Annotated in this window: 27 protein-coding genes and 1 riboswitch; of the genes, 11 read left to right on the forward strand and 16 right to left on the reverse strand. The window is 71.5% G+C overall.

Annotated elements, in window-relative coordinates:
• Nucleotides 1-278: 278 nt before the first annotated feature.
• Nucleotides 279-983 carry a hypothetical protein gene (locus tag ACIBUY_RS40895; RefSeq protein WP_399155393.1) on the forward strand — a complete coding sequence of 235 codons (705 nt, stop codon included), beginning with the start codon at nt 279-281 and terminating at the stop codon, nt 981-983.
• A gap of 63 nt (nt 984-1046) precedes the next feature.
• Here the strand turns inward: ACIBUY_RS40895 and ACIBUY_RS40900 are convergent, their stop codons facing one another.
• Nucleotides 1047-1694, reverse strand: a complete 648-nt coding sequence (locus ACIBUY_RS40900; RefSeq protein WP_365570411.1) for an ATP-binding protein — start codon at nt 1692-1694, stop codon at nt 1047-1049.
• 131 nt (nt 1695-1825) lie between these two features.
• A riboswitch (glycine riboswitch) is annotated at nt 1826-1933 on the forward strand.
• 138 nt (nt 1934-2071) lie between these two features.
• Between ACIBUY_RS40900 and gcvT the strand changes: the two genes are divergently transcribed.
• The 4 genes from gcvT to ACIBUY_RS40920 all read left to right on the forward strand — a co-directional run bounded on the left by gcvT (nt 2072) and on the right by ACIBUY_RS40920 (nt 6487).
• Nucleotides 2072-3187 carry a glycine cleavage system aminomethyltransferase GcvT gene (gene gcvT / locus ACIBUY_RS40905; RefSeq protein WP_399155394.1) on the forward strand — a complete coding sequence of 372 codons (1116 nt, stop codon included), beginning with the start codon at nt 2072-2074 and terminating at the stop codon, nt 3185-3187.
• Nucleotides 3188-3287: 100 nt separating this feature from the next.
• The gene (gene gcvH / locus ACIBUY_RS40910; protein WP_365570417.1) at nt 3288-3665 is read left to right on the forward strand and encodes a glycine cleavage system protein GcvH; all 378 of its coding nucleotides are present in this window, start codon (nt 3288-3290) and stop codon (nt 3663-3665) included.
• Between the two features lie 5 nt (nt 3666-3670).
• A complete protein-coding gene (gene glyA, locus ACIBUY_RS40915; protein ID WP_365570420.1) occupies nt 3671-4939 on the forward strand; it encodes a serine hydroxymethyltransferase in 1269 nt (422 codons plus the stop codon).
• Nucleotides 4940-5089: 150 nt separating this feature from the next.
• Nucleotides 5090-6487, forward strand: a complete 1398-nt coding sequence (locus ACIBUY_RS40920) for an L-serine ammonia-lyase (protein WP_365570423.1) — start codon at nt 5090-5092, stop codon at nt 6485-6487.
• A gap of 23 nt (nt 6488-6510) precedes the next feature.
• Here ACIBUY_RS40920 and ACIBUY_RS40925 read toward each other — a convergent pair whose 3' ends face one another.
• Both ACIBUY_RS40925 and ACIBUY_RS40930 read right to left on the reverse strand, forming a co-directional pair.
• Nucleotides 6511-7209, reverse strand: a complete 699-nt coding sequence (locus ACIBUY_RS40925) for a response regulator transcription factor (RefSeq protein ID WP_365570426.1) — start codon at nt 7207-7209, stop codon at nt 6511-6513.
• Nucleotides 7206-8495, reverse strand: a complete 1290-nt coding sequence (locus tag ACIBUY_RS40930; RefSeq protein ID WP_365570429.1) for a histidine kinase — start codon at nt 8493-8495, stop codon at nt 7206-7208. The genes ACIBUY_RS40925 and ACIBUY_RS40930 overlap by 4 nt, the downstream gene beginning before the upstream one ends.
• Before the next feature lie 266 nt (nt 8496-8761).
• Here ACIBUY_RS40930 and ACIBUY_RS40935 point away from each other — a divergent pair, with 266 nt between their 5' ends.
• Both ACIBUY_RS40935 and ACIBUY_RS40940 read left to right on the forward strand, forming a co-directional pair.
• On the forward strand, nt 8762-9454 hold the full coding sequence (locus ACIBUY_RS40935; protein ID WP_365570432.1) for an ABC transporter ATP-binding protein: 693 nt from the start codon (nt 8762-8764) through the stop codon (nt 9452-9454).
• The gene (locus ACIBUY_RS40940) at nt 9451-11811 is read left to right on the forward strand and encodes an FtsX-like permease family protein (RefSeq protein ID WP_365570435.1); all 2361 of its coding nucleotides are present in this window, start codon (nt 9451-9453) and stop codon (nt 11809-11811) included. Before ACIBUY_RS40935 ends, ACIBUY_RS40940 begins: the two co-directional genes overlap by 4 nt.
• 54 nt (nt 11812-11865) lie before the next feature.
• Here ACIBUY_RS40940 and ACIBUY_RS40945 read toward each other — a convergent pair whose 3' ends face one another.
• On the reverse strand, nt 11866-12876 hold the full coding sequence (locus ACIBUY_RS40945; protein ID WP_365570438.1) for a L,D-transpeptidase: 1011 nt from the start codon (nt 12874-12876) through the stop codon (nt 11866-11868).
• 193 nt (nt 12877-13069) lie between these two features.
• Here ACIBUY_RS40945 and ACIBUY_RS40950 point away from each other — a divergent pair, with 193 nt between their 5' ends.
• Nucleotides 13070-13624, forward strand: a complete 555-nt coding sequence (locus tag ACIBUY_RS40950) for a glycoside hydrolase family 25 protein (protein ID WP_365570441.1) — start codon at nt 13070-13072, stop codon at nt 13622-13624.
• A gap of 22 nt (nt 13625-13646) precedes the next feature.
• Here the strand turns inward: ACIBUY_RS40950 and ACIBUY_RS40955 are convergent, their stop codons facing one another.
• Together ACIBUY_RS40955 and ACIBUY_RS40960 are read right to left on the reverse strand one after the other, a co-directional pair.
• A complete protein-coding gene (locus ACIBUY_RS40955) occupies nt 13647-14330 on the reverse strand; it encodes an NADPH-dependent F420 reductase (RefSeq protein WP_399155420.1) in 684 nt (227 codons plus the stop codon).
• Between the two features lie 102 nt (nt 14331-14432).
• Nucleotides 14433-15440: a zinc-dependent alcohol dehydrogenase family protein gene (locus ACIBUY_RS40960; protein WP_399155395.1), complete on the reverse strand. Its 1008-nt coding sequence runs from the start codon at nt 15438-15440 to the stop codon at nt 14433-14435.
• A gap of 102 nt (nt 15441-15542) precedes the next feature.
• Between ACIBUY_RS40960 and ACIBUY_RS40965 the strand changes: the two genes are divergently transcribed.
• Nucleotides 15543-16469: an AraC family transcriptional regulator gene (locus ACIBUY_RS40965; protein ID WP_399155396.1), complete on the forward strand. Its 927-nt coding sequence runs from the start codon at nt 15543-15545 to the stop codon at nt 16467-16469.
• 7 nt (nt 16470-16476) lie between these two features.
• Here ACIBUY_RS40965 and ACIBUY_RS40970 read toward each other — a convergent pair whose 3' ends face one another.
• From ACIBUY_RS40970 to ACIBUY_RS40980, 3 genes are all read right to left on the reverse strand, one after another.
• The gene (locus ACIBUY_RS40970) at nt 16477-17529 is read right to left on the reverse strand and encodes a hypothetical protein (protein ID WP_399155397.1); all 1053 of its coding nucleotides are present in this window, start codon (nt 17527-17529) and stop codon (nt 16477-16479) included.
• Nucleotides 17526-18620 carry a hypothetical protein gene (locus tag ACIBUY_RS40975; RefSeq protein ID WP_399155398.1) on the reverse strand — a complete coding sequence of 365 codons (1095 nt, stop codon included), beginning with the start codon at nt 18618-18620 and terminating at the stop codon, nt 17526-17528. Before ACIBUY_RS40975 ends, ACIBUY_RS40970 begins: the two co-directional genes overlap by 4 nt.
• A 104-nt stretch (nt 18621-18724) precedes the next feature.
• Nucleotides 18725-19003: an FCD domain-containing protein gene (locus tag ACIBUY_RS40980; RefSeq protein WP_399155399.1), complete on the reverse strand. Its 279-nt coding sequence runs from the start codon at nt 19001-19003 to the stop codon at nt 18725-18727.
• Here ACIBUY_RS40980 and ACIBUY_RS40985 point away from each other — a divergent pair.
• Nucleotides 18980-19462, forward strand: coding sequence for an alpha-isopropylmalate synthase regulatory domain-containing protein (locus ACIBUY_RS40985; protein WP_399155400.1), 483 nt, complete (start codon nt 18980-18982; stop codon nt 19460-19462). The two genes, ACIBUY_RS40980 and ACIBUY_RS40985, sit on opposite strands and share 24 nt — an antisense overlap.
• A 12-nt stretch (nt 19463-19474) precedes the next feature.
• Here ACIBUY_RS40985 and ACIBUY_RS40990 read toward each other — a convergent pair whose 3' ends face one another.
• Both ACIBUY_RS40990 and ACIBUY_RS40995 read right to left on the reverse strand, forming a co-directional pair.
• Nucleotides 19475-19690 carry an EF-hand domain-containing protein gene (locus ACIBUY_RS40990; RefSeq protein ID WP_365570460.1) on the reverse strand — a complete coding sequence of 72 codons (216 nt, stop codon included), beginning with the start codon at nt 19688-19690 and terminating at the stop codon, nt 19475-19477.
• A 46-nt stretch (nt 19691-19736) separates the two neighbouring features.
• Nucleotides 19737-20654, reverse strand: coding sequence for a MerR family transcriptional regulator (locus ACIBUY_RS40995; RefSeq protein ID WP_365570463.1), 918 nt, complete (start codon nt 20652-20654; stop codon nt 19737-19739).
• A 51-nt stretch (nt 20655-20705) separates the two neighbouring features.
• Here ACIBUY_RS40995 and ACIBUY_RS41000 point away from each other — a divergent pair, with 51 nt between their 5' ends.
• The gene (locus ACIBUY_RS41000) at nt 20706-21338 is read left to right on the forward strand and encodes a GNAT family N-acetyltransferase (RefSeq protein WP_365570466.1); all 633 of its coding nucleotides are present in this window, start codon (nt 20706-20708) and stop codon (nt 21336-21338) included.
• A 16-nt stretch (nt 21339-21354) separates the two neighbouring features.
• Here ACIBUY_RS41000 and ACIBUY_RS41005 read toward each other — a convergent pair whose 3' ends face one another.
• The 5 genes from ACIBUY_RS41005 to ACIBUY_RS41025 form a co-directional block, all read right to left on the reverse strand.
• Nucleotides 21355-22506, reverse strand: a complete 1152-nt coding sequence (locus ACIBUY_RS41005; protein ID WP_399155421.1) for a PQQ-binding-like beta-propeller repeat protein — start codon at nt 22504-22506, stop codon at nt 21355-21357.
• 50 nt (nt 22507-22556) lie between these two features.
• Nucleotides 22557-23342 (reverse strand): polysaccharide deacetylase family protein, encoded by a 786-nt coding sequence (locus tag ACIBUY_RS41010; protein ID WP_365570469.1) that lies wholly within the window; start codon nt 23340-23342, stop codon nt 22557-22559.
• A 320-nt stretch (nt 23343-23662) separates the two neighbouring features.
• Complete coding sequence (locus tag ACIBUY_RS41015) at nt 23663-24166, reverse strand: ATP-binding protein (protein WP_365570472.1); 504 nt, start codon at nt 24164-24166, stop codon at nt 23663-23665.
• Nucleotides 24167-24449: 283 nt separating this feature from the next.
• Nucleotides 24450-25217, reverse strand: a complete 768-nt coding sequence (locus ACIBUY_RS41020; protein ID WP_399155401.1) for an enoyl-CoA hydratase/isomerase family protein — start codon at nt 25215-25217, stop codon at nt 24450-24452.
• 41 nt (nt 25218-25258) lie between these two features.
• Nucleotides 25259-26461, reverse strand: a complete 1203-nt coding sequence (locus ACIBUY_RS41025) for an Ig-like domain-containing protein (RefSeq protein WP_399155402.1) — start codon at nt 26459-26461, stop codon at nt 25259-25261.
• Nucleotide 26462: the final 1 nt, after the last annotated feature.

Here is a 26462-nt window from a genome sequence, read left to right on the forward strand (position 1 = left end):
ACTCCCCAAGCACCGGCCGTCCCGCAAATCCCGGGAATGCCCCAGATCCCCGGGATCCCGCAGGCCCCGGCCGCGGCTCCGAAGACCCCGGCCACTCCCCAAGCACCGGCCGTCCCGCAAATCCCGGGAATGCCCCAGATCCCCGGAATCCCGCAGGCCCCGGCCGCGGCTCCGAAGACCCCGGCCACGCCCAAGACCCCGTAGTCCCCGCCTACTCCCCCAACCCCCGAACACCGAACCCGCTCGACCACCCCACCCCCAAGGACCCAAGGACCCCCATGAAGCTCTCCAAGACCGCCTCGCTCGTCGTCGGTTCCGCACTGTGCGGCTCGCTCCTGTTCGGCGCCGTCGGGCCCGCCGCGGCCGCCACCACCACCGCCGACCAGGACGAGCGCGCCGCCGCCGTCACCGCGCTCGTGTACGAGGACATCGACGCCCTGTACGAGGCCGTGAACCGGTACACCGCGAACCCGGGCGGCGAGGACACCGCCGTACAGGACGCCCTCGACAAGATCCTTGCCGACGCGCAGCTCGACCCGGAGGTGGCCGCCGCCCCCGAGCCGCCCAAGCCCGCGGACCAACTCGCCCAGGCCAAGGTCGAGTTGAAGACGTCCGTGGATTCCCTGCTCGACGCCACGTCCAAGGGTGACTGGAAGCTGGCGACGGGGGCGCTGCTCCAGGTGAGCAACACCGCGGTGAAGGTGCTGCTCGGCGTCAGCCTGCAGAACATCGTCGCGGACCTGGCGAAGGTGCTCGGCCTGGACAAGCTGCCCAAGCTGACGCCCACCCCGCAGACCCCGGCGACGCCCCAGGTGCCCGCCCTGCCGCAGATGCCGGCCATGCCGCAGCTTCCGCAACTGCCCCAGCTCCCCCAGCTGCCGGGCTTCCCGCAGGCGCCGGGCTTCCCCCAGCTGCCCGGGTTCCCGCAGGCCCCGGCGACCCCGCAGCTGCCGGGGCTCCCGAAGATCCCCGGCCTGTTCTGAGCGATCGCGCCCGCAGTCTGCCCCCGGAGCCCGTCGGCGCCGGGGGCAGTCGGCTGCCCGGGCTCAGACCTCCCGGAACGTGATCCCGCCCAGCGCGTCCGTGGCCGCCCGGTCGAGCAGCACCGCCGACTCGATCCCCGCCGGAAGGTCACCGCGCTCCGTCGACGTGACGAGCGCGCCGACCGCCCTGCGGTGCCGCGCGAACGCGTACCGCGACACTCCCCGGCCGCGCTCGCGCTGTCCCTCGACGGCCGTGTCCGGCGGGACGTCGAGCAGCAGCAGATGGACCGAGACGCCGCGCCGCCTGGCGGTGCGCGCGACCCAGCGCCGCACCCAGGCCTGGGTGCCGCAGTCGTGCACGACGACGCTGACGCCGGAGCGCATCGCCCGGCGCAGACCCAGGTAGTGGGAGACGCGGACCAGCGGGCGGTAGAGCGCGTACGGCAGGAAGCGCGGCACTCTCGCCGCCCAGCGCTCCCGGGTGTCCTGGGAGTCGATCCGCACGGCGGGGCCCACGGCGACGGCCCGCCGCATCAGCGTGGACTTGCCGCTGCCGGGCAGCCCCGAGAGCACCACGAGGTCACCCGCCGCGAACCCGATCCTGCGCGGCGTGCGTCCGCCGCGACCGCGCAGGTCCCGCACCGAGCGCTGCCGCGGGATCCGCACGCTGCCGAGCACCCCTGGGTACGCCGTCGCCACTGCCTTTTGCACCGTGATCGTCCTCCCCGCTCCGGTCACGCCACTCTTGCCCGCCAAGTGTAAAGAGAAGGTAATGCCCTGCGAGGGGTTTTCCCGTTCGGCGGGCATGCAATGATGTGCGCGCAAACTGCATACCGGCCGCTTGAATCCGCGCGGGAGAGTTCCGGACCCCACCAGCACGACGGGTACCCGGACGCCGAAGGAGCAAGTTCCTCCCTTGAATCTCTCAGGCCCCGTACCGCGCGGGCGAGGCAGATCTGAAAAGCGGGCCGCCCTGTGACGTACGGCGGCCCCACCCAAGGTGCAAGCCCCTCGGGGCGAACCTCTCAGGTTCCGATGACAGATGGGGAGGACTACCTCGCCATCTGCCATGCCCGGGAGCGCCAGCCATGACTCGTACGACAGCACTCGACGCCCTGCACCGTTCGCTCGGCGCGACGATGACCGACTTCGCCGGCTGGGACATGCCGCTGCGCTACGCCAGCGAGCGCGACGAGCACAACGCCGTACGTACGAAGGCCGGGCTCTTCGACCTGTCCCACATGGGTGAAATCACCGTCAGCGGCCCCGAGGCCGTCGACTTCCTGAACTTCTCGCTGGTCGGCAACATCGGCTCGGTCGGCGTCGGCCGCGCCCGCTACACGATGATCGTCGCCGAGGACGGCGGCATCCTGGACGACCTGATCGTCTACCGGCTCGGCGAGACGGAGTACATGGTCGTCGCCAACGCCTCCAACGCCCAGAACGTCCTGAACGAGCTGAGCAACCGCGCCGAGGAGTTCGACGCCGAGGTGCGCGACGACCGCGAGGCGTACGCACTGATCGCCGTGCAGGGCCCGAACTCCCCCGCCATCGTGAAGTCCGTCACGGACGCCGACCTGGACGGGCTCAAGTACTACGCGGGCCTGCCGGGCACCGTCGCGGGCGTCGAGGCGCTCATCGCCCGCACCGGCTACACCGGCGAGGACGGCTTCGAGCTGTTCGTCGCCCCCGCCGACGCGGAGAAGCTGTGGCAGGCGCTGACCGAGGCGGGCGCCGCGTACGGCCTCGTCCCCTGCGGTCTGTCCTGCCGTGACACGCTGCGCCTGGAGGCGGGCATGCCGCTGTACGGGCACGAGCTGACCACCGCGCTCACCCCCTTCGACGCCGGGCTCGGCCGGGTCGTCAAGTTCGACAAGACCTCGCACGGGGACGACTTCGTGGGCCACGACGCCCTCGTCGCCGCTGCCGGGCGCGCCGAGTCGAACCCGCCCCGCAAGCTCGTCGGCCTGATCGCCGAAGGCCGCCGCGTCCCGCGCGCCGGGATGCAGGTCGTGCGCGACGGCCAGGTGATCGGCGAGGTCACCTCCGGCGCCCCGTCCCCGACCCTGGGCAAGCCGATCGCCATGGCGTACGTCGACGCCGCGCACGCCGAGGCGGGCACCACCGGCGTCGGCGTGGACATCCGCGGCACGCACGAGCCGTACGAAGTCGTCGCCCTGCCGTTCTACAAGCGACAGAAGTAACAGTCGTAGCAGTCGTCAGCATCGGGTCCGCCCCGTCGTCACCCGGCACCGTCACCCGCCCCGTCACCAGCACCGTCCCGCGTACAGGAGAATTCGCATCATGAGCAACCCCCAGCAGCTGCGTTACAGCAAGGAGCACGAGTGGCTGTCGGCCGTCGAGGACGGCGTCGCCACGGTCGGCATCACGGAGCACGCGGCCAACGCGCTCGGTGACATCGTGTTCGTCCAGCTTCCCGAGGTCGGCGACACCATCACCGCGGGCGAGACCTGCGGCGAGCTGGAGTCCACCAAGTCGGTCTCCGACCTGTACTCCCCCGTCACCGGCGAGGTCACCGAGGCCAACCAGGACGTCGTCGACGACCCGTCCCTGGTCAACTCGGCCCCGTTCGAGGGCGGTTGGCTGTTCAAGGTCCGCATCGCCGAGGAGCCGAAGGACCTGCTGACCGCCGACGAGTACACCGAGTTCTCCGGGAGCTGACCCTCATGACCGAACAGACCGTACTGAACGAGTCCCTGCACGAGCTCGACCCCGAGGTCGCGGCCGCGGTCGACGCCGAGCTCAAGCGCCAGCAGTCGACCCTGGAAATGATCGCGTCGGAGAACTTCGCGCCGGTCGCCGTCATGGAGGCCCAGGGCTCCGTCCTCACCAACAAGTATGCCGAGGGCTACCCGGGCCGCCGCTACTACGGCGGCTGCGAGCACGTCGACGTCACCGAGCAGATCGCGATCGACCGCGTGAAGGCGCTCTTCGGCGCCGAGTACGCGAACGTGCAGCCGCACTCCGGCGCCTCCGCGAACCAGGCCGCCCTGTTCGCGATCGCCCAGCCCGGCGACACGATCCTCGGCCTCGACCTGGCGCACGGCGGCCACCTCACGCACGGCATGCGCCTGAACTTCTCCGGCAAGCAGTTCAACGTGGTTCCGTACCACGTGGACGACGCCGGCCTGGTCGACATGGCCGAGGTCGAGCGGCTCGCCAAGGAGCACCGGCCGAAGGTGATCATCGCCGGCTGGTCGGCGTACCCGCGCCACCTGGACTTCGCCGAGTTCCGTCGCATCGCCGACGAGGTCGAGGCGTACCTGTGGGTCGACATGGCGCACTTCGCGGGCCTCGTGGCCGCGGGCCTGCACCCGAACCCGGTGCCGCACGCCGACGTGGTCACCTCCACGACGCACAAGACGCTCGGCGGTCCGCGCGGCGGCATCATCCTCGCCCGCAACAAGGACTTCGCGAAGAAGCTGAACTCGGCGGTCTTCCCGGGCTTCCAGGGCGGTCCCCTGGAGCACGTGATCGCGGCCAAGGCCGTCTCCTTCAAGGTCGCCGCCTCGGAGGGCTTCAAGGAGCGCCAGGCCCGCACGATCGAGGGTGCCCGCATCCTCGCCGAGCGTCTGACCTCCGAGGACACCCGCGCCCACGGCGTCAACGTGCTCTCCGGCGGCACGGACGTGCACCTGGTCCTCGTCGACCTGCGCGAGAGCGAGCTCGACGGGCAGCAGGCCGAGGACCGCCTCCACGAGGTCGGCATCACGGTCAACCGCAACGCCGTCCCGAACGACCCGCGCCCCCCGATGACCACCTCGGGCCTGCGGATCGGCACGCCGGCGCTCGCCACCCGCGGCTTCGACGCCGAGGACTTCCGCGAGGTCTCGGACGTCATCGCCGAGGCGCTCAAGCCGTCCTACGACGCCGCCGCGCTCAAGGCCCGGGTGACCGCTCTCGCGGAGAAGCACCCGCTGTACCCCGGCCTGTAGCAATTCCGTACGCTTTGAGACGTACGAACTTTCGGGGCACCCCGCACACTGGGAAGTGAGCGGGGTGCCCCGTGTCACGCCACACCTCTCACGTCCCACCCGCTTGTCCCGGCAGACAACGGCGTCTACCACCACCATTGGAGTCCCACCGTGGCCATCTCGGTCTTCGACCTGTTCTCGATCGGCATCGGCCCGTCCAGCTCCCATACGGTCGGCCCCATGCGCGCGGCGCGGATGTTCGCGCGGCGCCTGAAGAACGAGGGCCTGCTGGCCCACACCGCCTCGATACGCGCGGAGCTGTACGGCTCGCTCGGCGCGACGGGCCACGGCCACGGCACCCCGAAGGCGGTGCTGCTCGGCCTGGAGGGCGAGTCGCCGCGCACCGTCGACGTGGAGCACGCCGACGAGCGGGTGGAGACGATCAAGGAGTCGGGACGCCTCAGCCTGCTCGGCGTGCACGAGATCCCGTTCTCCTTCGACGACGACCTGGTCCTGCACCGCCGCAAGGCCCTGCCGTACCACGCGAACGGCATGACCCTGTGGGCGTACGACGCCGAGGGCGCCGAGCTGCTGTCGAAGACGTACTACTCGGTGGGCGGCGGCTTCGTCGTCGACGAGACCGTGATTTCTCAGGAGGGCGCGGCCGGCGAGAGCCCGATCGTGCCGGACGACACCGTCCTGAAGTACCCCTTCCGCACCGGCGACGAGCTGCTGCGCCTCACCCGCGAGACCGGCCTGTCCATCCCGGCGCTGATGCTGGAGAACGAGAAGGCCTGGCGCACCGAGGACGAGATCCGCGCGGGCCTGCTGGAGCTCTGGCGCGTGATGCAGGCCTGCGTGTCCCGCGGCATGTCCCGCGAGGGCATCCTGCCGGGCGGCCTCAAGGTCCGCCGCCGGGCGGCGAGTTCGGCCCGCAAGCTGCGCGCCGAGGGCGAGCCGCTCGCCCACGCCATGGAGTGGATCACGCTCTACGCGATGGCCGTGAACGAGGAGAACGCGGCGGGCGGCCGCGTCGTCACCGCGCCGACGAACGGCGCGGCGGGCATCATCCCGGCGGTGCTCCACTACTACATGAACTTCGTGCCCGGCGGCTCCTCCCAGGAAAAGGAGGAGGGCGTGGTCCGCTTCCTCCTCTCCGCGGGCGCCATCGGCATGCTCTTCAAGGAGAACGCCTCGATCTCCGGCGCCGAGGTCGGCTGCCAGGGCGAGGTCGGCTCGGCCTGCTCGATGGCGGCGGGCGCCCTCGCCGAGGTCCTCGGCGGTTCCCCCGAGCAGGTGGAGAACGCGGCGGAGATCGGCATGGAGCACAACCTCGGCCTGACCTGCGACCCGGTCGGCGGCCTCGTGCAGATCCCCTGCATCGAGCGCAACGGCATGGCGGCGGTCAAGGCCGTCACGGCGGCGAAGATGGCGATGCGCGGCGACGGCTCGCACAAGGTGTCCCTCGACAAGGTCATCAAGACCATGAAGGACACCGGCGCGGACATGAGCGTGAAGTACAAGGAGACGGCGCGGGGCGGGCTCGCGGTGAACATCATCGAGTGCTGAGGGACTGCTTCACGGGCCCGTTCCTAGGGCCTGTCCCTCGGTGAGATCAGGCCCGTCTCGTACGCCAGGACGACGGCCTGGACGCGGTCGCGCAGGTCCAGTTTGGACAGGATGTGGCCGATGTGCGTCTTGACCGTGGTCGGGCTGAGGAACAGGCGCTCCGCGAGTTCGGTGTTGCTCAGGCCCGTCGCGAGCAGCCGGAGCACCTCGATCTCGCGCGGGGTCAGGCCCGACAGGTCGCGGTGCAGCGTGGCGGTGTCCGCCTCGGCGTGCTGGGCGAAGCGCTCGATCAGGCGGCGGGTGATCGCCGGCGCGAGCAGCGCGTCGCCGGAGCGGACCAGGCGGACGGCCGCCACCAGGTGCTCGGGGGTGACGTCCTTGAGCAGGAAGCCGCTGGCGCCCGCGGTGAGCGCGGCGTAGACGTAGTGGTCGAGGTCGTAGGTGGTCAGGATGATGACCCGGGTGCCGGCGTCCGGGCCGCCGCCCGCACCGGCCGGGTCGGCCAGGATCTGTCGCGTCGCCTCGATGCCGTCCAGCTGCGGCATGCGGATGTCCATGAGCACCACGTCGGGGCGGGTCCTGCGGACCGCGGCGACCGCCTCGGCCCCGTCGGCCGCCTCGGCCGTCACCTCGATCCCGTCGGCGGCGAGGATCATCCCGAATCCGGTGCGTACGAGCGCCTGGTCGTCGGCGATGACGGCGCGCAGGGGCGGTCTGCTCATGCGGTCCGCCAGGGGGCCCTGGCCGTGACGCGGTAGCCGCCGGTGAGGGTCGGTCCCGCGGTCAGTTCGCCCTGGTACACCGCGAGGCGCTCGCGCAGGCCGATGAGACCGCGGCCGCTGCCGTCCGCCGGCCCGGCCTCGCGCGCGCCGCCGGTGTCGGTCACCTCGATCTCCAGGCAGTCCTCGGTGTAGCCGATCAGGACGGCGGCGTCGGCGCCGGGCGCGTGCTTGATCGTGTTGGTCAGTGCTTCCTGGACGACGCGGTACGCCGTGAGGTCGACGCCGGGCGGCAGCGGATCCGGCGGCAGGGACACCGCGAGGCGCACCGGGGTCCCCGCGGCCCGCACCCGCTCGACCAGGGTGGGCAACAGGCCGAGTCCCGGCTGGGGTTCGAGGCCGTCGGGGCGCTCGTGGTCGGGGGCGGCGAGCAGGCCCATCACGTGGCGCAGGTCGGCCATGGCGGCACGGCCCGAGGCCTCGACCGCGAGCAGCGCCCCCTTGGACCGCTCGGGCGCCGCGTCCATCACCTTGCGGGCCGCGCCCGCCTGGATCACCATCACGCTCACATTGTGGGTGACGATGTCGTGGAGTTCGGCGGCGATGCGGGACCTCTCCTCGTCGACGGCGCGGCGGGTGGCCGCGTCCTGTTCCTGCTGGAGTCTCGCGAACCGGGCCCGGCTGGCCGCGAGTTGGCGCCGCCAGATCCGGACGAGCCCGGCCAGGACACCGACGACGAGCAGCACGACCGCCGGGCTCGACCAGCCCGGCAGGACGGGTTCCGTCTCCCGGAACGCGAACCCCGCGAGGACGGCGGCGACGAGCATCGCCACCATCGCCCAGGTGCGGTGACGGCTGTGGGTGACGGCGCTGTAGGCGCCGATGACGCAGGTCGCCACGTTCATCCAGGTCGCGTCGTCGACCATGGCCAGCGTCGCGCACATCACGACCGTGAACGCGGCCAGCGGGAACCTGCGCCGCACCGCAAGCGGCAGCGCCGACAGCACGATCAGCGGCCACAAGCGCGCCGCGGACTCGGACTCCTCCACCGTGATGACCGCCGGCGGCCGCGGGGGCGCCACCCCGCGCGGGGCCTGGACGTCGCTCGCGGTCTGGAACGGTCCGCTGTCGGGATAGCGCGCCGCCACGACCAGCGCGACGACGGTCAGGACGACCGCCAGCAGCACGTCGAGGAGCACCGCGCGGCGCGACAGGGGCGCGGGCCGCGGCTCCGGGCGTATCGCCTCGCGGAGTTGCTGCTGCCATCCGGGCCGGTCGTCCGTGTCCACCGGCTCATTGTGCGGTCCGCCCGCCCGGGCCCGCATCGGCCTGCGCGACAAGAGGGACGAGGCAGTTGCCCGTGAGGAGTACGTCGCAGGGATGACCCCGCGGCCGGATCGTCCGCGGGGAGGGCCCGAAGTCGGTGCCGTGGCCGACGCGGCCGGGGGGCGGCCGCCCCTACCTTCGCCGAAGTCGGCACGCGGCCATGCCTCTTCGACCGCCCGGCTCCCGCCCGCTCGACCTCCGCTCGACTCCGCTAAGAACGGACACCGCCATGACTCACGTGATCCAACTGGAAGCCGTGGCCAAGCGCTACGGGACCACCGGCGCGCCCGCACTCGGCCCGCTCACGCTCACCGTCCGGCAGGGCGAGGCGCTCGCCGTGACCGGGCCCTCCGGCAGCGGCAAGTCCACGCTGCTCAACCTCGTCGCCGGTCTCGACAAGCCGACCGAGGGCGCCGTGACGGTCGACGGGCAGCGCATCGACCAGCTGAGCGAGCACGCCCTGGCCCGGTTCCGGCGCGAACGCATCGGCATGGTCTTCCAGTTCTTCAATCTGCTCGACGACCTCACCGTCGCCGACAACATCCAGCTGCCCGCGCAGCTGACCGGGACCGCGCGGCGCACGGCGGCGGCCCGCGCCGGGGAGCTCATGGAAGTCCTCGGCATCGCCCGGCACGCCCGCGCCTACCCGGGCCGCCTGTCCGGCGGCGAGCGCCAACGGGTCGCCGTGGCAAGGGCGTTGGTCAACCGGCCCGCGCTGCTCCTCGCCGACGAACCGACCGGCGCCCTCGACACCGCCTCGGGCCACGACGTACGGGAACTGCTCGTGGACCTGCACCGCGGCGGCCAGACCATCGTCCTGGTCACGCACGACATGGCCCTGGCCAGGTCGTGCGCGAGCCGCACCATTCAGCTGGTCGACGGGCACCTCGCCCTCGACACCCCTGCGGAGGCCGTGCGATGAGCCTGTTCGGTACGGGCGCACTCACCCGCGTCGTGCGCTCCGGAGTGGCCAGGCGCCGGGTGCAGACGCTCGTCATCGCCGTGGCCACCATGATGGCCGTCGCCGCGGCCGTGGTCGCCGGGTCCCTCATCGTCGCCTCGAACGCGCCCTTCGACCACGCCTTCGCCAAGCAGCACGGGCCGCACCTCACCGCGCAGTTCGACCCGGCCAAGGTGACCCCGGCCCAGCTGAAGGAGACCGGGCGGCTCGACGGCGTCACCGCGAGCGCGGGGCCGTACCCCGCCATGAGCATCCGCCCGGTGGAGGAGCGGGGCGGACACCTCCCGGCGCTGACCCTGGTCGGGCGGGCGGGTCCGGGCGCCGACGTGGACGACCTGGACCTGAAGTCCGGCCGGTGGGCGAGGAAGCCGGGCGAGGTCGTGCTCTCCGCGTCGTTCACCGGACCCGGCATCCGGCTCGGCTCCACCCTGAGGGCCTCGGAGGCCGACGGCAGTGCGACCCTGACCGTCGTCGGCTTCGCGGTGTCGGCCGGCCGCACCGCCGACGCCTGGGCGACGCCCGCACAGGTCGACTCCCTTGCCACGAAGGACAGTCCGGTCACCAGCCAGATGCTCTACCGCTTCGGCTCCGCGGGCACGAAGGGGCAGCTCGCCGCCGACCGCAGGACGCTCGCCGCCGCCGTGCCGTCCGGGTCCCTGATGGGCACCCAGTCCTATCTGGACACCAAGCTCGCCGCCGACCGGGGCGCGGCGCCGATCATCCCGTTCCTGATCGCCTTCGGCGTGCTCGGCATCGTCATGTCGGTGATCATCGTCAGCAGCGTGATCAGCGGCACGGTCGGCACCAGCCTGCGCAGGATCGGCATCCTCAAGGCCATCGGCTTCACCCCGCGCGAGGTCGTACGGGCCTATCTGGCCCAGGCGTTGATCCCGGCCGGCGTCGGCATCGGGCTCGGCGTCCTCCTCGGCAACCTGCTGGCGATCCCGCTGCTCGCGGACACCGAGCAGGTGTACGGCGCCGCCTCGCTGACCGTGGCCTGGTGGGTGGACGTCGTCGTGCCGGCCCTCGCGCTGCTGATCGTCGCCGTCGCCGCACTGGTCCCCGCGCTGCGGGCCGGGCGGCTGCGGACGGTCGAGGCCATCGCGGTGGGCCGGGCACCCCGCACGGGGCGCGGGCAGTGGGCGCACCGCGCGGCCGGGCGGCTGCCGCTGCCCCGCGCCGTGACCTACGGCCTCGCCAGCCCCTTCGCCCATCCGGTCCGCGCGGCGGCGATGCTGCTCGCGGTGGCCTTCGGCACGGTCGCGGCGACCTTCGCGCTCGGCCTGACGTCCTCCCTGAACGCGGTCGGCGCCGCGCAGGACCCCGAGGACAGCGCCGCGGTCACCGCCATCACCGGCGTCCACGGCGTCGAACGCTCCGACGGGGGCGGCCCCGGTCCCGCGTCCGCCGACCCGGCGAAGATCGGCGCCGCCATCAAGGCGCAGTCGGGCACCGCCTCGTACTACGGCCTGACCCAGACCGACGCCACCGTGACCGGGCTCTCCGGCGCCGTCAGGGCCACCCTCTACCAGGGCAACTCACGATCGGGCCGTTACGAGATGATCTCCGGGGACTGGCTCACCGGCGCGGGCCAGGTCGTCGTACCCACCCATTTCCTGGACCGCACCGGAACCAGGATCGGCGACTCGGTCCGGGTGACCCTCGGCAAGGACACCGAGACCCTGCGGATCGTCGGCGAGGCCTTCGACACCGACAACGACGGCCTGTCGCTCCACGCGGACCTCGCGAGCTTCCCGGGGGCGAAGCCCGAGGTCTTCCAGATCGACGTGGAGCCGGGCGTCTCCGCGGCCGCGTACGCGCAGAAGCTGGCCGCGGTGGTGCGGCCGCTGGGCGGCGACGTCATCGCCAACTCCCCGTCGCAAACGGAGAACATGATCATTGTCCTGGACGCGATGGCGGTGCTGCTCACCCTCATGCTGGTGTCCGTGGCCGGCCTCGGCGTCCTCAACTCCGTCGTCCTCGACACCCGCGAGCGCGTCCACGACCTCGGCGTCTGCAAGGCGCTCGGCATGACACCGCGGCAGACCGTGGCCCTCGTACTCGCCTCGGTGACCGGGATCGGCGTACTCGGCGGGCTGATCGGACTGCCCGCCGGGTACGCCCTGCACGCGTTCGTCCTGCCGGTGATGGGACACGCGGCGGGCACCAACCTCCCGCCGTCGGTCCTCGACGTGTACGACGCTCCCGAGCTGGTGCTCCTCGGGTGCGCCGGACTCGTCATCGCCGTACTCGGCGCGATGCTCCCGGCAGGCTGGGCGGCCAAGGCCCGTACGGCGACGGCACTGCGCACCGAATAGCACCTGACAGCGCCTGACAGCACCGCCCGGCACGACCGGCTCACGGCCGCGGCCTCACAGGGTCGCGGTCGTGCCCTCCCCCGACCCGCTGCCCGCGAGCCACTCGTCCCAGCTCAGGTTGAAGGACGCGTACCCGTTGTCCGCCGGGGCCTTGGCGCGCGGGGAGCCGGTGATGGTGACCGGGTCGCCCTGCTTGACCTGGTCGTAGAACCACTTGGCGTCGCCGATGGACAGGTGCACGCAGCCGTGGGAGCCGCGGGCGGAGCCGCTGCCCGGGTTCGGGTCGCCGGTCGAGTAGTGCACGTACGTGCCGGACTGGGTGAGGTGGACGTCCCAGGGCAGCGTCAGGTCGTAGTAGTTGGCGCTGCCCTTGGTGCAGCTGATGCCGACGCTGCAGGAGGTCATGTGGACCTTCTCCTGCTTGTCGATGACGGCCATCGTGCCGTTCCACGTGGGGTATTCGGCGCTGCCCGCGTTGATCGACAGGTTGCGGACGAACTGCCCGTTCTTGGTGACCTTCAGGGTGTGTCCGGTGACGGACACGTCCGCGCGCACGTCGTCGCCGACCTTGAAGGAGTGGGTGTAACTGTGCGTGCCGTAGCGCCCGTTGCCGTTGCTGACGCCTTCCATGTCGGCGACGACCTTCACCTGCGTCCCCGACGGCCAGTACTCCTTGGGCCGCCAGTCGGCGCGCTTGTCGCCGAACCAGTGCCAGGCCCCCGCGACCGGCTTCGACGCGCTGACCTTCATGTGCTTCTCGACCGATGCGCGCGCCTTGGCCGCCACCGGGTTGGTGAAGACCACCGAGATCGGCATCGCGACGCCGACCGTCGCACCCGACTGCGGCATGATCGTCTCGAGGAGCATCGGCGGCCCCTTGGGCTTGGTCGGCGACGGCGAGGCACTCGCGCTCGGCTTGCCGCCTGCCTTCCCGTCGTCCGCCCCCTTCGCCCCGTTGTCACTGCTGCCGCCCCCGCCGCACGCACTAGCCCCCACCAGCACCGCGGCCGTCACCAATGCGATCCCTATGCCGCCGCCCTTGCGCCGTCCCACGACCTGCCCCACTCTCTGAACACCCCGCGCGCCTCCTGATGAGGCCCAACTCCCTGTCAGACAGCCCGGAGGCCGCTGGTAGTTGCACGGCTTCGTGTAAAGCGTCTTCCAAGACTGCGGCCGCGCAAACAACCGACTGCCGATTCCCGGGCGATCGTGGACCATGGGATTCCGACCTCGTCGCCCCACCGACCGGGAGGCCCGCATGATCCGCGGCATCGACGTCAGCGCGTACCAGTCGTCCACGTTCGACACGGACGGCCTGTCGTTCGTCTTCATCAAGGCCACGGAGGGGCGTTCGTACGTCAACCCACGCCTGACCGCCCAGACGAAGCACGCACGGGACGCCGGGTGCGTGGTCGGCTTCTACCACTTCCTGTGGCCGGGGAACCTCACGGCACAGGCCGAGTACTTCGTGAGCAAGGCCCCGGAGAAGGCGGGGGACCTGCTGGCCGTGGACTGGGAGACGACCGGGGAAGGCACGCGGGCGTCGAACGCGGAGAAGGACAGGTTCATCCGCGAGGTGAAGCGGCTGCGGCCGCAGCACCGGGTGGCCCTCTACACGAACCGCGATTTCTGGCTGAACGTGGACACGACGTCGTACGCCGGTGACGCTCTGTGGATCGCCGACTACGTGACCGCGGGCAAGCCCCGCATCAAGGCGAAGTGGCGCTTCCACCAGTACACCGACACCCCCCACGACAAGGACGTGGCCGACTTCGCGAGCGAGGATGCGCTGCGCGAGTGGGCCACGCCCTGACGGGAGTGGACGCGGCAGTCGCTCAGGCGCGCCACTCCGCCGTGCGCTCCGGCGACGCCTCGGCCAGGGCCTTGCGGACGGCGGTGGCGTCGGAGGCCAGGCCGTAGACCGGGGTGCCGGGCTGCTGGCGCCAGGAGTCGTCCTGGCCGCCGTTGTCCACGGCGTCGAAGCCGATCTCGTCGAGCAGGGCCGTGACGACCTGCTTGGCGGCCGTGTCGTCGCCGGAGATGGGCAGCGCCACGCGCTCGGGGTCGCCGGCCGGGCGCGGCTTGTCGAGGATGTCCTGGGCGTACGTGCCGTTGAACACCTTCACGACCTCGTGGCCGAGCTGCTGCTCGGTCCAGCGGCTCTCGGTCAGGCCGTCGTCCTCGATCCCGGCGATCTTCCCGTCGCGCTGCTGCGGGTAGTAGTTGCCGGTGTCGATGACGGCGACGTCTGCGGCCGCGGTGTCCAGGATGCCCTTGGGCAGGTTCGCCACGGCCTTGAGCGGGATGGTGACGACCACGACCTGCGCGTCGCGCACCGCGTCCTCGATGGTGGCGGGCGTGGCCCCCGTCTCCTCGGCGAGCGCGGTGAGGGTCTGGGGGCCGCGCGAGTTCGCGACGTGCACGTCGTGGCCGACGGCGGTGAAACGCCGGGTGAGGTTGCCGCCGATGTTGCCCGCGCCGATGATGCCGATCTTCATGTCGTGCCCTTCGAGAGGGATCCGGGAGGGATCCGCAGAGATACATGCATGTGCATGGAGTGCGAACCTCGAGGGGCCCGGGCCTATTCCTGGTGGCCGCCGAACGAGTGACGGCGCGGCGCTTCAGACAGTGACCACGATCTTTCCGGTGTGCGTGTTGGACTCCATGAGGCGGTGGGCGTCCTGGATGCGGTCGAGGCCGTCGAAGACCTCGGCGACCGGCGGGCGGAAGCCGCCGTCGCGCAGGCCCGCGTTCAGGAAGGCGGTGGAGCGGCGGCGGCCGTCCGGTGTGTCGGTGAGGGCCATGTTGGCGTACGTGTGGATGGTCTGGGGCCAGTTCATCGGGAAGGCGATGGCGCCGTTCAGCGAGCCGTAGATCACGATCGTGCCGTGTTCCCTCAACGCGGCGGCATGTTGCGGCAGTTCGGGCCCGCCGATCGCGTCGAAGAGGACGTCGGCACCGGGGCCGTCCGTGACCCGTCGGACCTCCGTCGCCACGTCGCCGCCGCCGTCCGTCACCACGACGTGCTCCGCACCCAGGGCGAGGAGCGCCTTCCGCTTGGCCTCGGTGCGGGTCGTCGCGATCGGCACCGCCCCGATGCGGCGGGCCACCTGGATCGCTGCGGTGCCGACGCCGCTGGAGGCTCCGGTGATCAGGACGTGGTCGCCGGGGCGCATCCCGGCCGTCTCGATCAGGCCGCCGTACGCGGTGGTGTACGTGAGCCAGGCCGCGGCCCCCGTGACCGCGTCGACCCCGTCGGGGCGGGGCAGGACCGCGGACTCGGGCAGCACGATCCGGTCGCCGTAGACGCCCTGCGCACCCATCTCGATGCCGGGGCCCGTCATCACGAGGTCGCCGGACGTGAAGGCGGTGACGTCGGCGCCGACGGCCTCGACGACGCCGGAGGCCTCGTAGCCGAGCCGGGATCCGGGGAGGGTCGGCTGGTAGTAGTAGCCGCCCGCGCGGAAGAGGGCCTCGGCCCGGTTGAGGCCCAACGCCTCGACCCGGATGAGGAGTTCGGTGGGGCCCGGGGCAAGCAGGGGCACGTCTTCGATGTGCAGGACGTCGGGGCCGCCGAGTTCGTGGAAGAGGACGGCGCGGGCGGTGCCGGGAAGCGCGGTGTTCGTCATGCGTCGACCGTATGGAAGGCGTCCGAGACGATCCATGCCTGCCAGTCTCGCTTTCATGTCCGTACGTCTCATCGCCCTCGACTCCCGCGCTACGGTGGGCTCATGGACGTACTCAGTGATGCGATCGCCGCGATGCGGCTCGGGCGGCCGCACTCTGCACTGCGGGACAAGTTCGCCCCGTGGGGCAATCGGTTCGACGCGCACGACGGCGCCGGGTTCCACGTGCTGCTGCGCGGCTCGGCATGGCTGCTGCCGGAGGGGGACGCGGCGCGGGCGACGGCGCTCGCCCCGGGCGACGTGGTGTTCCTCGCGCACGGGCGCGGGCACACACTGGTGAGTGAACTCGGCGTGGAACCGGAGGAGTTCAGGCTGAACTTGGACGGTACGTGGCCCGCCCCGCCGCCCCGGCCCCGCGTCGGCCCGACCCCCGACGCGGTGATGCTGTGCGGCGCGTACCTCCTTGACCGGGCGCGCGCCCACCCCCTGCTCGACGAATTGCCGGACGTGGTGCACCTGCCGGCGCGGGTCGGCACCCACCGTTCGCTGCGGGCGGCGGTCGAGTTGCTCGGCGAGGAGCTGGACGAGCCGCGCCCCGGCTCGGACACGATCGTCTCGGCACTCCTCGACACGCTGTTGCTGTACATCTTGCGGGCCTGGTGGCTGGGCCGGGACAGCCCGGGCGCGCACGCCTCCGGCTGGTCCTCCGCGCTCACCGAGCCCCCGCTCGCCGCCGCCCTCGCAGCGATCCACGCGGACCCCGCGCACCCGTGGACGGTGGCGGAACTGGCCGCGCTCGGGGGTCTGTCGCGGGCGGCGTTCGCGCGGCGGTTCGCGGCGGCGGTGGGGACGCCTCCGCTGGCGTATCTGACGTGGTGGCGGATGACGACGGCCGGGCGGCTGCTGCGCGAGGCGAACGTGCCGCTGCGCGTCATCGCCCAACGGGCGGGCTACACCTCGGAGTTCGCGTTCGCCAAGGCGTTCAAGCGGGAGTTCGGGGTGGCGCCGGGGCAGTACCGCAGGGCGGCCTGACGTCACGTCAGCACCGGGTGCGGTCGAGGGCGCGCCAGGCCGGGACCGGGACGAACTCCAGGCGTACGGAGTCGGAGCGCGGCAGGACGACGGCGACGCCGGTGGCGGGCGTCCAGCTCCTGGGCACGAGGACGTACTGGTTCGCCGACTGGAGGATCAGGACGAGTCCGTCGTAGCGGTAGCGGTACGCCGATGAGGCGCCGTCGCACCGCAGTTCGCGTACTCCGGGTTCGTCGAGGGAGAGGTCGCGTTCGCTGTAGAGGACGGCGGCGGGCTGGGACGCGAGGTGTGCCCCGTAGTGGACGGCGCGGCCGTGTCCCACGGATGCCGCGTAGTCGTTGGCGGCCCAGAAGAGGCTCAGGCCGAGCACGACGAAGAGGGCTCCCCATTCGGCGACGGCCGCCCATTCGCGCCGAAGGGGCGCGGGCGCCGGGGTGGTAGGCGCCGGTGCGGGGGGTTCCGGTGCGGCGTCCGAGGTGTCCGGGTCGGCGGGTGGCGCGGGTGGCGGCCGCGGCGGGTCCGGGGCAACGGTCGCGGCCAGCGCGCGGCGCAGGTTCAGGGCGTACGACATGAGGATCACGCCCGAGGCCAGGCTGAGCGGGTCGAGCACGACGTACGGGGTCAGGAACGTGTGCCCGAGCACACTCCAGAATCCGGCGAGGCCCAGCAGGAAGCCGACGCCGGCGAGCACCGGCACCGCCCGGCGCAGCACCTGTGGCCGGTAGCCCGCGGCGAGCCGGGTGCGGAGCACGTCGTGGCCCCAGAACGCCAGCAGGGCGGACGCGGCGATCACCATCATCGGCACGAACAGCGCGTCCAGGCTGCGCATCAGGTAGTCGACGGTGCCGAGGCCGAGCAGGGTCGAGTTCACGCCGTAGTACTCGAAGAACCAGTACGCGTGGTGCCAGCCGAAGTAGTAGAGCAGCGCGGTGACAAAGCTGGTCGGCGCGGCGACGGCCCCGAACAGCGCGCCCAGGCGGCGGATTTCGCTGGTGTCGGGCGTGCCCGGCCGGGGTGGCCGGGCCGGCGGGGTGGCGCCGGACGGCGGTTCGGAGGTCACGGTCCGGCGGGCGGGCAGGGCGCGCCGCCGACGACCTTGACGGTGGTGTCGTCCTCGATGCGGGTGCCCTGCGCGGGGCGGGTGAGGCCCGCGTAGCCGCAGGGGTCCACTCCGGCGATGGTCTCGTAGACGCGCTCCAGCGTGACGCAGAGTTGCCCGCCCGGGCACGCGGCCTCGAACTTCGCCTGGATGTCGGGCCAGACGCTGGGCTTGGCCGGGCCGAGGCCCGCGTCGTTGATCGGGCGGTTCTTCAGGTCGGCGCCGAGTTCCGGGACGACCGGGGGGCAGGGCTTGGCGCCGACGACCTCGATCCGGTCGCCCTTGTGCATCTCCTGACCCGCACCCGGGCGGGTGAAGCCGAGGTAGGCGCAGGGGCCCATGTCGGGGTCGGTCACGTCCTCGTAGACGCGGACGAGTTCGACGCAGAGCTTCTTCTGGGGGCACTGGTCCGCGAAGCCCTGCTGGATCTGCGTCCAGGCGTTGTTCTCGTCGTCCGTGTAGTCGAGGGGGCGTCCCTTCTGCTGGAAGTCGGGGATGTGCATGGGCGAGCCGGGCACACCGCCGCCTCCGCCGCCGTTGCCGCCACCGCCGTTGCCTCCGCCGCCGCTGGGGTAGCCGGGGGCGCCGCCGTTCCCGCCCCCATTTCCGCCGCCGTTCCCGCCGCCGTTCCCGCCGCCGTTCCCGCCGCCGTTCCCGCCCCCATTTCCGCCGCCGACCGTCGACCCTCCCCCGGAGCCCGATGTCGACCCTCCGGAGTTCGACGAGCCGCCCGAACCCGACGAGCCGCCTCCGCCGTTCGTCCCGCCGCCGGATCCCGTGCCTCCCCCGGACCCGCCGCCGCCCGAACTGCCGCCTCCCGTACCCCCGTTGTCGGACCCGCCCGTACCGGACCCGCCCGTACCGCCGGACACCGCTCCCCCGTCGCCCCCGTCGCCCCCGTCGTCAGCGCCGCCCGACGTCATGTGCTCGGACGAGCCCGTGGCGCCGCCCGAGCCGTCGGACGCGTCGGGGCCGCCCTTGGCGCACCCCGCCGCGGGCAGAGCCAGCACCAGGGCGACTCCGATTCCCGTGATCCATCCCCGTTCGGCCATGTCGCACCCGCTGCGTCGAATTCGCCCCCCGTGGGCGTGAGCAGATGGAGGATGGCACCGCGGGCGGCCCGGGTCGAGGGGCCGACCGGGGCAACGCGGCCGGGTCAATCGGCCTCCGGAACCCCCAACTTCCCCTGGATCGCCGCCAGTTCCTCCCGTGCGGCCCGCCCGGCTCCCTCGGCGTCCCCGGCCGCGACGGCCTCCACGAGCTGCGTGTGCGCCGCGTCCCCGTGATCGTCCTCCGCCTGCCGTACGTCGACGAGGCCGAGCAGGGCGATCAGGCCCTGCCGCAGCGCCGGGGCGAACTCCCCGAAGAGATCGGTCAGTACGGGATTGTGTGCCGCGGCGACGACCGCCGCGTGCAGCGCGATGTCGGCGTCCACGAAAGCGTCACCGAGTACGCGCGCGCCGTACAGGAAGCGACCGACGACAGCGGCCGCGAGGCGTCGGCGGACGAGCTGTACGCGCTGTTCCGTGACGCCTATCTGGACGCCGAGGGGCCCGTGGTGCTGCGGGAGTGGTCGACGCGGCAGGACGGCGTCGACGTGCACCACTTCAGCTGCGTACTCGAAATCGACGGCGGAGTACGGGAGTTGGAGGGCAAGGGCAATGGTCCGCTGGCGGCCTTCGCGGACGCCCTCGGGGCGGCGGGTGTCGACGTGGACATCCTGTCCTTCGCCCAGCACGGACTGACCGCGGGACCCGACAGCGAGGCCGTCGCCTACGTACACTGCCGCGTCGGCGCCGGACAGGCGTGGGGCGCGGGCCGGGACACCTCGGTCCTCACGGCGTCCGTACGGGCCGTGCTGTCCGCGGTGAACCGGGCCGCGCCCGGAGCCTGAGAGCCCGAGTGCTCAGGCCTTGTTGAGGTTGGCCCAGAACTCGTCGAAGGAGAGGACCTTGTCGCCGTTGGCGTCCTGCCGGGCGATGAGGGCCTCGGCCACCGACTCGGTGACGTTGAAGTCGCCCATCTGCGCCATCGCGCTCTTGTACTCGGCCGCCGTGATGAAACCGTCGCCGTCCGCGTCGAACCGCTCGAACGCCTTGCGTGCCGCCTCGATGTCCGCCACCGGGACCACCCCTCGTTTACGTACTGCTGTCTTGACGGGGGCCAGATTAGCTGGCCGGGTGAGCGCGCAGTGCGGCGAGTACCCAGGCGAACTCCTCACGGTGCTGGGACTGGACCGGAACGCCCTTGAGGACGGTGAGCAGCTCGCGGTAGCGGTTGACCTTGTTGTCCATCGTGGTCAGCAGGCGGTCCAGGACCGCGGGCCGGTCGGCGTCCGGGCCGAGCAGCTCGCGCAGCACGACGTCGGCCTGCGGGGACTCGGGGGCGATGCCGTCGCGCACCGCGTCACCGGCCACGGCGACGAGCTTCTGCAGGAACCGCATGGAGGCCCCGGCCGCCTCCTCGGGGGCCCTGTCGGCCGCGTTGTACTCGGAGGCCCGGCGCATCTTCGCCTTGAACTCCGGGTCCTGGAGCAGCTCGGCGAGCTCCACCCAGGCGTCGACCTGCTCGGGCGTCGGGTCGTCGGGCAGCCCGGCGCTCATGCCGCGCATCCGCTCCTGGATCACCGGATCGACGTTGTCCAGGCCGTGCAGCATCTCCTCGGCGAAATCGTCCATGATCCGCTTGCGTTCGGCGGCTGACTGGCGTGCCAGGTTGTTCATCAGAGCCATCTCCTCGGCGCTCGATTTCCTCTTCGCGACGGTCGACAGGACGGCCCGGTTGAGCCGGAGCACCTTGATCTGCGCGTCGAGCGCCGCGACGTGCGCGGCGGCGACGGCAGCGATGTCCGCCTCCCCGGCCAGCACCTTGCGCACGTCGTCCAGGCCGAACCCGAGCTCCCGCAGGGTGCGGATCAGCTCGAGGCGGGCCACGGACTCCGCGTCGTACAGCCGGTAGCCGCCGCCGCTGCGGGTCACGGGGTGCAGGACGCCCTCGTCTGACCAGTAGCGGATGGTGCGCACCGTGAGGCCGGTACGGCGGGCCAGCTGTCCGATCGTGAGCAGGGTCGGGCCGTCGTCGATCATGTCTGGGAGTCTGGGCCTTCCAGTGGGTGGAGACTCAAGCGAGGAGCCGAAGTGAATCTGCGGGACATTCTGGACGCCGTGGCCAAGGGAGTCTTCCCCGCGCCGGACGGAACGCTGACGGTCGTGCCGCAGACGAACGCCCGGGACGCCGGGATCCTCGCGTTCACCGCGCACACCGTGGTCGTCACGGACGAGCCCGAGGCGTGGGTGCGCGAGGCGCTGGCGGCGGTGGACTGCGACCCGTTCTCGGCGCCCATGAACGCCCGGTTCCTGACGGCGTTCATGGACCGTACGGGCCGTACGCACGAGACGATCGACCTGGTGACCGTGGCTCCCGCACTGGCCGGGCCGGCGCCGCTCGCGCTGCGCGAGATCCGGGACCGCGAGCATCCGCGGGTGGCGCGGGCGCTGTCGCACCGGGACGAGGTCCGGGTGTGGGAGGCGGACGGCGGGGTGCTGGCGATCGGCCGGGGGCTCGGCGGGCGCTGGGAGGCGTCGATCGAGGTGGACGAGTCCGTACGCCACCGGGGGCTCGGGCGGCAACTGGCCGTTGCCGCCCGGCATCTGGTGCCGTCGGAGCACGTCTGGGCCCAGCAGTCGCCCGGCAACGCGCGGAGCGTCCGGGTCTTCCAGGCGGCCGGGTACCGGGCCGTGGGGTCGGAGGCCTTGATGCTGGAGCTGTAGCCGGGCGGCCGAAGGGCTAGCGGAAGATGCCGGTGTGGCCGAGGGAGTAGCGGCCGGGCTGCGGGTACACCGCGAGGCCGTGCGGGCCCGTGCCCACCGGGATGCGGGCGATCTGGACGCCGGTGCGGGTGTCGATGGCGTAGACCTCGGAGTCGTAACGGCCGGACAGCCACAGGGTGTTGCCGTCCGCGGAGACGCCGCCCATGTCGGGGCTGCCGCCCTGGGGCAGCTTCCACTTCTTGGTCACGCGGTCCCGGGCGAAGTCGAAGACGGAGATGGTGCCCTCGCCGCGGTTGGAGACGTACATCTCCTTGGAGTCGCGGCTGACGTACAGGCCGTGCGTGCCCTTGCCGGTGGGCAGCAGGGTCGGCTTGGAGAAGGTGTCGCCGTCCAGGACCCACATGCCGTCGGCCATCATGTCGGCGACGTAGAACTTCTTGCCGTCCGGGGACATCTTCACGTCCTGCGGCATCGCCCCGTCGAAGGGCAGCTTCTGCTGCCCGACGACCTTCATCTTCGCCGTGTCGACCTTGAGCAGTTCGCCGCTGAACTCGCAGCTGACGATGAAGTAGCGGCCGTCGAGCGAGAAGTCGGCGTGGTTGACGCCGTAGCAGGTGACCGGCTCGGTGTGGTCGATCTTCATGGTGTGCGGGTCGCGGAAGACCAGTTCGCGGTCGAGCGAGGCCATCACGACGGCGTGCTTGCCGTCGGGCGTGAAGTAGAGGTTGTACGGGTCGTGGACGTCGACCGTCTTGCCCGTCCTGCCGGTCTTGGGGTCGATGGGCGTGAGGCTGTTGCCCTTGTCGTTGTTGACCCAGAGCGTCTTCATGTCCCAGGAGGGGACGACGTGTTGGGGCTCACGGCCGACCGGGATCGTCTCGATGACCTCGAACGTCTTGGGGTCGATGACGGAGACGGTGTCGGACTCGGTGTTGGGGACGTAGACCCGGGACGGGAAGTCCTTCACCACCGGGGACAGCTTGCCCGGGCGGTCAGCGGCGTAGACGTCCTTGGAGTCGAGGACCGGCGGCATGCCCGGCAGCCCGTACACGACCTTCTTCTCGGGCACGGCAGGCTTGACCGGCTTGACCGGCTTGGTGATGTCCGCCTGCTCGGCACCGCAGCCCGCGAGCGCGGCGACGACGGCGGTGGCGGCAGCGGCGAGCAGGACTCCGGTGCGGTGAGAGGTGCGGCGGGAGGTGCGGCGGGAGGTGATGTTCACGTGAGCAGCTCCGTGCAGGTCACCGCGGACAGGCCGCGGCGGTCGAGGTGGTCCAGGAGGGCGGGCAGGGCGGCGACCGTGTCCGCGTAGCCGAAGTGCAGGCTGACGACCGAGCCGGGGCGCACCGCGGAGGTGACGTTGTCGACGACCGCGGCCGGGCCCGGCGAGGTGAAGTCGAGCGAGTCGACGTCGTACGACAGGACGTGCGGATAGCCGGCGCGCTGCGCGAGGCGGGCGACGAGCGGTGTCGCGCTCTGGGTGCGGGAGGGCCGGAACCAGGTGCCGATGGACCCGGTGAGGCGGCGGATGCGGTCGGCGCAGCCGGTGATCTCGGCGTACGCGTCGGCCTCGGACATGGCGTTGATGTCGCGGTGGTGGAGGGTGTGGTTGCCCAGGTCGTGACCGCCGTCGAGGATGCGCCGGGCGGCGTCCGGGTGCTCGTCGAGCCAGCTGCCGACGGCGAGGACGGTGACGTGGGCGCGGGCCCGCTCGGCCTCTTCCAGGACCGCGTACGCGATCGCGGGATCGCCCTGGCCGTGGAAGGTGAGGGCGACGCGGTTCCCGGTGCGCGGCCCGTGGTCGATCTGCTCGGGCAGCCCCGGCAGGCGGCGGGGTGCGGGCGCGGCGCGCGCGGCGGCGGGTGGCGAGGTGGTGGGGTGCGCCTTGGGGGCGGGGGTGGTGGCGGCCTGCTCGTCCGTGGCGCAGCCGGTGGCGAGTGCGGCGGTGAGCCCGGCGCCGACACGCAGGGCCGAGCGGCGTCGGATCGGTTCTGCCTTGGTCACCCGCCTATTTAAGGGGGATCAGGGACAAAAGCCGCCTACCGACCCGGGTCCCTTAACGTTTACTGGATGTCAGGTGTACTTATTCTTCATTTACTAGGCCAGTGGGCCACGTCACCAACGATTCATTTGATCGCCCGTGGTGTTGTCTGCCATGATCGGTGCATCGACCCCCATTGACCCGGGCCAGGTCGTCACAGACGCCGCGGACTTCACCCCCCACCGTTCGCGGCGCATCACACGAAAGCCCCCGCGGCGCCGCACAACGGCGAGAACGGGGGCTTTCGTGCGTCTTCCCGCCATCAGCGGTCGGCGATCAGCGGTCAGCGGTCGGCGACCCGCATCTCGAACCAGGTCGTCTTGCCGCGCGGCAGCAGATCCACGCCCCAGCGGTCGGAGAGCTTGTCGACGAGGAAGAGGCCGCGGCCCGAGATGTCGAACTCCTGCACCGGCATCAGACACGGCAGCCCGCGGGAGGGGTCGCGCACCTCTACGCGGATCCAGCCGCGGCGGCGCAGCATGCGCAGGCCGAAGATGCGGGCGCCGGTGTGCCGGACCGCGTTGCCCACCAGCTCGGAGACGAGCAGGACGGCGTCCTCGGTCATCTTCGGGGACAGGCCCCACTGACGCAGGACGACCACCTGGGCGAGCCGCCGGGCGGTCGCCGCCGATTCCGGACGCGACGGCAGCGGCACCTCCGCCTCGGTCGGATTTCCGAACAACTCCAGCGCCCGCAGCGCGTATTCGTCCTCGACCGCGGGAGACCAGCGCGCCGCGGTCGCACTCCCGTGCCGCCGCGGTTGTTCGACACCCTCAAGCCCCGCCATGCCCCCATGATGGCCGTACCGAGGGGTCCGTGGGGCCGTTCCGGCTGAATAAGCCCCCCGGAACGCCTCATTCCGGGGGGCTGTTTTGGCATATGCCAGCGGCAGTTAAGGGTCTGGTACGCACCGCCTGACCTGCGATGACTTACCGTGCGCGACCGGCTCTTGATCGTCACGGACAAGGTTTGCTTAAGGTTGTCTTAAGGTCAGGATAATGCGCTCCAACGGGGGACGTGATCAACTCGCCTTGCCTCCAAGGGAGTTGACCGACTCGCCTGAGCCTCCGTCAGGCGAACGTCGCCTTGCCGGGACCTTCCTCCACAAAGCTGCGCATACCGGTCTCCCGGTCCGCCGTCGCGAACAGACCCGCGAACCAGTTCCGTTCGATGGTGAGCCCCGTCTCGAGGTCCGTCTCCAGGCCCGCGTCGACCGACTCCTTCGCGGCACGCAGCGCGATCGACGGGCCCTGCGCCAGCTTCGCGGCGTACGCGTGCGCGGCGGTGAACACCTCGTCCGCCGGGACCACCTGGTCGACCAGGCCGATGGTGAGCGCCTCGTCCGCCCGGACGTGGCGGCCCGTGAAGATCAGGTCCTTCGCCTTCGAGGGGCCCACCAGACGGGCCAGGCGCTGGGTGCCGCCCGCGCCGGGGATCAGGCCGAGCAGGATCTCCGGCTGGCCGAGCTTGGCGTTGTCGGCGGCGATCCGGATGTCGGCGCACAGGGCCAACTCGCAGCCGCCGCCCAGCGCGTAGCCGCTGACCGCGGCGATGACGGGCTTCGGGATGCGGGCCACTGCCGTGAAGGAGTCCTGCAGGGCGCGGGCCCGGACGACCATGGCCGCGTGGTCCATGGCCTGCATCTCCTTGATGTCCGCGCCGGCCGCGAACACCTTCTCGCTGCCGCGGACGACCACGGCCCGGATGTCGTCCCGGGCCGTGGCCTCCTGTGCCAGCTCCTTGATGCGGTCCTGGGTGGCGACATCCAGGGCGTTCATCGGGGGGCGGTCCAGGCGGATCGTCCCTACGGCGTCGGCTACTTCGAGGTGAACGGTCATGCTCCGCAGGTTAGCGGCCGTTCACCCCTGTCCCCCAGCCCCTACTTCTTCCACTGGTCCCAGGACATGTTCCAGCCGTTGTACCCGTTGTCCGGGGCCACCGTCTTGTCGTGCGAGTTCTTGACGATCACCACGTCGCCGATCATCGACCGGTCGAAGAACCACGCGGCCGAGACCTTGCTGTCGTAGCCGCCGCGGACGTCGCGCAGGCCGATGCAGCCGTGGCTGGCGTTGTAGTTGCCGAAGGCGTCGCCGCCCCAGTAGTTGCCGTGGATGAACGTGCCCGAGTTGGTCAGGCGCATGGCGTGCGGGACGTCCTTGATGTCGTACTCGCCGCCGTAGCCGACCGTCTCCCCGTTCATCCGGGTCACGGCGAGCTTCTCGCTGATGACCATCTGGCCGTTCCAGGTGTCGTAACCCGGCTTGCCCGTGGTGATGGGGATCTTCTTGTAGAACTTGCCGTCACGCATGACCGTCATCTCGTGGGTCTTCGAGTCGACCGTGGAGACCTGGCTGCGGCCGATGGTGAACTTCACCGTGCGGACCTGCTTGCCGTAGACGCCGGGGCGGCCCTCGACGCCGTCCAGGTTCAGCTTGACCGTGACCTTGGTGCCCGCGGCCCAGTACTTCTCGGGGCGGAAGTCCAGGCGGTCGTTGCCGAACCAGTGGCCCTCGACCGGGACGGACGGCTCCGTCGTGACGGTGATCGCCTTCTCGACGTCCTCGGGGTGCGTGATGCCCCGCGTGAAGCGGACCGAGAACGGCATGCCGACGCCGACCTTCGAGCCGTCCTCCGGGGTGAACGTGCCGACGAAGGTGTTCTTCGGGGTGAGCGTGGTGAAGCTGGTGTCCTTGGCCGACGCGCGACCGTCCTCGTCCTTGGCGACCGCGTGCACCTTGTACGTGGTCGACGCCGCCAGGTGGTGCGCGGGGGTCCAGCTGGTGCCGCCGGTGATCTCGCCCGCGACCGCGTTGCCCTTGGAGTCGGAGACCTTGACCTCCGTCAACTTGCCCTTGTCCGCGGTGATTTTGAGCGCCCCGCTGGTGGCCACGTCGCCCGCGCCGTCCTTCGGCGCGACGGTCACGACGGCCACCGACGGCTTGTTCGCATCGGCCGCGCTCGACTCCTTGCCGGAGCCGCCCTTGCCGTCGTGACCCGAGTCCGATCCACCCCCGCCGCACGCGGTGACCAGCAGCAGTGCCGCCCCCAGCAGAGCCGCCGATATCGGTCGTCGCCCGTTCAAG

Source organism: Streptomyces sp. NPDC050085, from assembly GCF_044460595.1.
In the GTDB taxonomy this organism is placed as follows: Bacteria; Actinomycetota; Actinomycetes; order Streptomycetales; family Streptomycetaceae; genus Streptomyces.

Coding starts and splice junctions, on each gene's coding strand:
- ACIBUY_RS40925 (WP_365570426.1), bottom strand. CDS start 7,209: ATGAGCAGACCGCCCCTGCGCGCCGTCATCGCCGACGACCAGGCGCTC.
- glyA (WP_365570420.1), top strand. CDS start 3,671: ATGACCGAACAGACCGTACTGAACGAGTCCCTGCACGAGCTCGACCCC.
- ACIBUY_RS41020 (WP_399155401.1), bottom strand. CDS start 25,217: ATGACCGTTCACCTCGAAGTAGCCGACGCCGTAGGGACGATCCGCCTG.
- ACIBUY_RS40975 (WP_399155398.1), bottom strand. CDS start 18,620: ATGGCCGAACGGGGATGGATCACGGGAATCGGAGTCGCCCTGGTGCTG.
- ACIBUY_RS40950 (WP_365570441.1), top strand. CDS start 13,070: ATGATCCGCGGCATCGACGTCAGCGCGTACCAGTCGTCCACGTTCGAC.
- ACIBUY_RS40940 (WP_365570435.1), top strand. CDS start 9,451: ATGAGCCTGTTCGGTACGGGCGCACTCACCCGCGTCGTGCGCTCCGGA.
- ACIBUY_RS40995 (WP_365570463.1), bottom strand. CDS start 20,654: ATGATCGACGACGGCCCGACCCTGCTCACGATCGGACAGCTGGCCCGC.
- gcvH (WP_365570417.1), top strand. CDS start 3,288: ATGAGCAACCCCCAGCAGCTGCGTTACAGCAAGGAGCACGAGTGGCTG.
- gcvT (WP_399155394.1), top strand. CDS start 2,072: ATGACTCGTACGACAGCACTCGACGCCCTGCACCGTTCGCTCGGCGCG.
- ACIBUY_RS40935 (WP_365570432.1), top strand. CDS start 8,762: ATGACTCACGTGATCCAACTGGAAGCCGTGGCCAAGCGCTACGGGACC.
- ACIBUY_RS40960 (WP_399155395.1), bottom strand. CDS start 15,440: ATGACGAACACCGCGCTTCCCGGCACCGCCCGCGCCGTCCTCTTCCAC.
- ACIBUY_RS40965 (WP_399155396.1), top strand. CDS start 15,543: ATGGACGTACTCAGTGATGCGATCGCCGCGATGCGGCTCGGGCGGCCG.
- ACIBUY_RS40895 (WP_399155393.1), top strand. CDS start 279: ATGAAGCTCTCCAAGACCGCCTCGCTCGTCGTCGGTTCCGCACTGTGC.
- ACIBUY_RS41015 (WP_365570472.1), bottom strand. CDS start 24,166: ATGGCGGGGCTTGAGGGTGTCGAACAACCGCGGCGGCACGGGAGTGCG.